The organism is Quisquiliibacterium sp., from assembly GCF_982640115.1.
This window is the reverse complement of record NZ_CEXFHW010000285.1, coordinates 1-3,235: the sequence shown is the minus strand read 5'-3', so window position 1 is coordinate 3,235 and position 3,235 is coordinate 1. Positions and strand designations below refer to the sequence as shown.

3 protein-coding genes and 1 pseudogene are annotated in these 3,235 nt (G+C 72.2%); 3 read left to right on the top strand and 1 reads right to left on the bottom strand.

The window, feature by feature from the left end; all coding sequences use genetic code 11:
* On the top strand, window positions 1-1,005 hold a 1,005-nt coding region (locus AC2H6A_RS18980), incomplete at its 5' end, for a hypothetical protein (RefSeq protein ID WP_484275279.1).
* Here the strand turns inward: AC2H6A_RS18980 and AC2H6A_RS18975 are convergent.
* A complete protein-coding gene (locus AC2H6A_RS18975) occupies window positions 989-2,227 on the bottom strand; it encodes an acetyl-CoA C-acetyltransferase (protein ID WP_484275278.1) in 1,239 nt (412 codons plus the stop codon). The genes AC2H6A_RS18980 and AC2H6A_RS18975 overlap by 17 nt on opposite strands.
* Window positions 2,228-2,410: 183 nt before the next feature.
* Here AC2H6A_RS18975 and AC2H6A_RS18970 point away from each other — a divergent pair, with 183 nt between their 5' ends.
* Both AC2H6A_RS18970 and AC2H6A_RS18965 read left to right on the top strand, forming a co-directional pair.
* Complete coding sequence (locus AC2H6A_RS18970) at window positions 2,411-2,794, top strand: DUF2946 family protein (RefSeq protein ID WP_484275277.1); 384 nt, start codon at window positions 2,411-2,413, stop codon at window positions 2,792-2,794.
* 135 nt (window positions 2,795-2,929) lie between these two features.
* Window positions 2,930-3,235: pseudogene (locus AC2H6A_RS18965) on the top strand (hypothetical protein); the annotation flags it as partial.

Here is a 3,235-nt window from a genome sequence, read left to right as displayed (position 1 = left end):
GACGCCGCTGGCCAGTCGCTGACCCAGGCCTGCTTCGGCAGGCCGGTGAACTTCGGCAGCGGCATCGGCCGCGACCCGCAGCAGGCCAATGCCCGCGCGCTGGCGTTGCTGCAGGCCGCTGCCCGGGATGCCGGCTGGCAGGAGGTGATCTTCGAGTTCGAGCCGGTCGCGGCGGCGCTGGACTTCGAGCGCAGCCTGGAGCGCCGGCAGGTGGCACTGATCGTCGACGCCGGCGGTGGCACCACCGACTGCACCATGGCATTGCTCGGACCCGACGCGCGCGGCCGCTCGACCAGGCCGGGCCGTCACGACCCGGCCGACGACCGTGCCGAGGACATCCTGGCCTCGGTGGGTGACCGCGTGGGCGGCAATGATGTCGACACCGCGCTGGCCTTTGCAGGGCTGATGCCGGCCCTCGGACTGGGACTGCGCGAGCGCTCGGGCCTGCCAGTGCCGCCCCAGCCCTACAGCGACGCGGTCGATGTCTTCAGCGTGCCGGCACAGGCGGCGTTCCTGCGCGCCGGGCCGGCCATCGCGGCAAGCTGCCGACGCTGCGACGATGCGGTGGCCAGGCAGGTAAGACGCCTGGAAACCCTGCGCGAGTCAGGTCAGAGCCTGTGGCTGGTGACCCGCGCCGAATCGGCCAAGCTCGCGCTGTCGGAGCGCGCGGATGCCGAGGTGCTGGTCGATCTGGAGCGAATCGAACCCGGGTTGCGGGCACCGGTGGGCGCCGACCGGCTGGTCCGCGCGATCGAACCTCTGCGCCTGGCCGTCGAGCGTCTGATCGCCGAAGCGCTCACCCAGGCCGCAACCGCCCCCGAGGTGGTTTATCTGACCGGCGGCTCGGCCCGTGCGGCGGTGCTGCAGGACGCGGTCCGCCGTCTGCTGCCCGGCGTGCCCGTGGTCATGGGCGACGCCTTCGGCAGTGTGGTGGCGGGTCTCGCGATGCGGGCCGAACGGGCCTTCGGCCCGCGGCCCGACGGCCAGGTCAGACCCGCTCGATGATGATCGCCGGCGCCATGCCGCCGGCCGCGCACATGGTGACCAGACCGCGACGCAGGTCGCGGCGCTCGAGCTCGTCGAGCAGGGTGCCGATCAGGATGGAGCCCGTGGCGCCAATGGGGTGGCCCAGCGCCATCGCGCCGCCGTTGACATTGACCTTGCTGCGGTCGAGCTTGAGATCACGGATGAACTTCTCGGCGACCACCGCGAAGGCCTCGTTGATCTCCCAGAGATCGATGTCATCGACCGTGAGGCCGGCCTTGGCCAGCACCTTGCGAGCCGCCGGCACCGGCGCGTTGAGCATCAGCGTGGGCGAGTCGCCCATGTTGGCCACCGCCACCACCCGCGCGCGGGCCTTCAGGCCCTTGGCGGCGGCATAGCGCGGCGAGGCCAGCAGCAGCGCGGCCGCACCGTCGACCACGCCCGAGGAGTTGCCGGCGTGGTGGATGTGTTCGATCTTGAGGTCGGGGTACTTCTGCAGGATGAGGCTGCGATAGGTGGTGCCCTTGTCGTCCAGGGGCACATCGGCCATGGTGGCGAAGGCGGGCTTGAGCTGGGCCAGACCCTCGACCGTGGTCTGCGGCCGCGGGAATTCCTCGTGGTCGAGCGCGAGCGAGCCGTCGGCCTTGAAGACCTTGATGAGGCTGCGGTCGAAGTGGCCGTTGGCGATGGCATGGGCCGCGCGCTTCTGGCTCTCGACGGCAAGCGCATCGACATCGCTGCGGGTGATGCCCTCGAGGGTGGCGATCGCGTCGGCGCACACACCCTGATGGGACTGCGGATGGCTGGCGCGCAGACGCAGGTTGCCGGCGTCCATCAGCGAGGGGCCGTCTTCGCTGCTGCGCCGGCCGGTCATGGACATCATCTCGGTGCCGCCGGCGATGACCAGGTCTTCCATGCCCGACATGATGGTGGCCGCGGCCAGGTTGACCGAGGTGATGCCCGAACCGCAGAAGCGGTCGAGCGTGACGCCGCTGGAGCGGATGTCATAGCCGGCATCGAGTGCGGCCATGCGGCCGAGGTCACCACCCTGGCCGCCGCGCTGCGCGCTGGTGCCCCAGATGATGTCGTCGACCTCGGCGGTGTTGATCTGGTTGCGCTCGGCCAGCGCCTTGAGCACCGCGGCGGCAAGGTGCTGCGGGTGCATCTCGGCAAGCGCGCCCTTGCCGAGTTTGCCGATGCCGCGCGGCGTGCGGCAGGCGTCGATGATGAGGGCTTCGGACATGGTGAGGGTTCCCTGGGAGTGGAGGTTCAGCCGTCGATGGTAGCAGCGGCGCCCGGTCGCATCGGCCGCCGGGCGCCGGATTCGGCACAGGCCGGCGCCCGGCGCCCGACGAGCCCCGGGCGACGAGGGCGCAGGCCCGGGCGACGAGGGCGCAGGCCCGGAGTTTGATAAGCTCCCTGCACCATGGGCCATCGCCACCGCCGATCGATCGCCGCTCTTGCCGCCGCCGCACTGCTGCTCGCCGCGCTGCTGCCAGCGCTGTCCGCTGGCTGGGCGGCCGTGCGCACCGCGCAGTCGCCCTGGCTGGTGATCTGTTCGGTGCACAACCCGCTCTCGTCGGTGGCCAGCCGGTTGGATGCGCTGGCCGATGGCGGCGCCGACAACGGCGAGGTGCGCTGCCCGCTGTGCGCCGGCCCGGGCGGTATGGCGGCCCTGCCCGCGCAGGGCGCCGCAGGCGCCTTCATCAGCGGCCTGAGCCACACGGTTCCGCAGCGCTTTCTGCGCACGACGCGGCCGCTCTTCATCTGGGCCGCCGTCCGCTCCCGGGGCCCACCCAGCCAGTCCTGATCGACCACGCCCGCGGCGCTGGTGCGTTGCCGGCGTGACCTGCGCGCCATCCTGTGCGGTCTGACCGCCGGGCTGGCTTCCAGGCGCCCGGGCCCCGACGGCCCGCAGCGCATCCGTCTCGATCGGAACATCCTCATGAACCGCTTTCCCCCTGCCGGGCGTCGGGCGCTCGGCCTGCTGCTTTCCGTCGGCCTGCCTGTTGTCCAGGCCTCACCGACGGCCGGACCCGGACCGGCCACCGACCCTGCCGATGATCGACTGCCGGCAGTCACCGTCACCGCCACCCGCGAGCGCCAGCCGCTGGCCGAGACCCCGGCCGCGGTCGGCGTGCTCGGGCCGCGCACCATCCGTCAGGCCGCGCCGACCCACCCCCAACCGCTGCTCGGCCAGGTGCCCGGCGTGGCGATCGCGGTGACCAACGGCGAGGGGCACAGCAGCGCC

Excerpts from the sequence above, each read along its gene's own strand:
- AC2H6A_RS18970 (WP_484275277.1), top strand. The coding sequence starts at position 2,411 with ATGGGCCATCGCCACCGCCGATCGATCGCCGCTCTTGCCGCCGCCGCA.
- AC2H6A_RS18975 (WP_484275278.1), bottom strand. The coding sequence starts at position 2,227 with ATGTCCGAAGCCCTCATCATCGACGCCTGCCGCACGCCGCGCGGCATC.